Here is a 1254-nt window from a genome sequence, read left to right as displayed (position 1 = left end):
AGGCGGCCGAACCGGCCGCACCCGCCGCACCCGCCGCTGCCGCCGGCTCGACGACCGCCTCCACGGCCTTCGACGCGACCTGGCCGGGCTTGCCGGGGCCGCCGGATCCGCCCGGCTTGTCCGCCTTGTCCGCCTTGTCGAGTTCGTCCGGCCTGTCGGGCTTCTCGGGGGGTGGCGGTTTGAACAGTTCCGGAATCTCCACGCCGCCGGTGAACCCCGGCACGCTGTCCGTCGCCCCGAACGGCCCGCTCTCCACCCGCCACCAGTCGGGCTGCACCCCGGAGCCCAGTTCCTCCGTGCTCGCGAGGTGCGGCGGGGAGGGCACGGGACCGACCGTCCCGGTCGTCTCCGGCTCCGCGGGCCGCTGTCTCGGCACCGCCCGGCGCAGGCGCCCGGACCGGCCGGGACCGGGCGATCGACCAGGACCGGGCGACCGGCCGGAGCCGGGCTCCGGAGCGCGCGGTGAGGGAACACTCCCCCGCTCGGGCGCCGCGTCCTTGCCGCCACCGGTGCCCGCACCGGCACCGGGGCCGTCGCCCGCCTCCGCGACCACCGACTCCGGTGTCCCGATGCGGTCGAGGATGCGGCGGACCGCCGCCGGACTGTCGAGCGTCGCCTTGGCCCGCCGCCGGTCGATCTCGCTCCGCAGCTCCGACACGAGCCGCATGCGCGTCCCGGACGGCAGCTGTCTCTGCTGGGCCAGGTCGCCCACCCGGCTCAGATAGTCGAACACGAGCTGGTCGCTCTCGATCCCCACGAAGTCCCCTCCGGGGCTCCCTCGTTGCGTTTCCCCGCGTGGACGACGGTACCGCGCCCGCCGCCGGTGACGGGTCCCGGCACGGCGGTGGCGCACCGCTGCGGGACCGGCGGCGAAGGCCCACCCGCTACCGTTGAGCGGATGAGCGTCCAGGAGCAGTCAGCAGAGGAGCCCGGTGGGGCGTCCGCCGGGGCACAGCCCCGCTCGCTCGCGGAGGACCTGCGGGCCCGCGACGACTCCTCCCTGTCCGCGCTGCTGCGGGCCCGTCCGGACCTCGTCACCCCCGTACCGACCGACCTGACGCAGCTGGCCGCCCGGGCCGGCACCCGGGCCTCCGTGATCCGCGCCCTGGAGCGCCTGGACCGGTTCACGCTCCAGACGGCGGAGGCGCTGGCCGTGGCCCCGGACCCGGCGCCGTACGGCACGCTCCTCGGTCTGATGGCGGGCGACGCGGGCGACCCGGTGGTCGCCGAGGTGCTGCCCGGCGCCGTGGCCGT

General features: G+C 76.9%; 1 protein-coding gene and 1 pseudogene. One reads left to right on the top strand and one right to left on the bottom strand.

Features of this window, described 5'->3' with window-relative positions; genetic code table 11:
* A partial coding sequence (locus tag HO151_RS04590) for a hypothetical protein (protein WP_173894831.1) occupies positions 1-757 on the bottom strand: 757 nt, incomplete at its 3' end.
* 141 nt (positions 758-898) lie between these two features.
* Between HO151_RS04590 and HO151_RS04585 the strand changes: the two are divergent.
* A pseudogene (locus HO151_RS04585) lies at positions 899-1254 on the top strand (DNA-binding protein); the annotation flags it as partial.

Source organism: Streptomyces sp. 8P21H-1 (assembly GCF_013302945.1).
The sequence above is the reverse complement of the archived record's forward strand: the minus strand, read 5'-3'. Positions and strand labels throughout refer to the sequence as shown.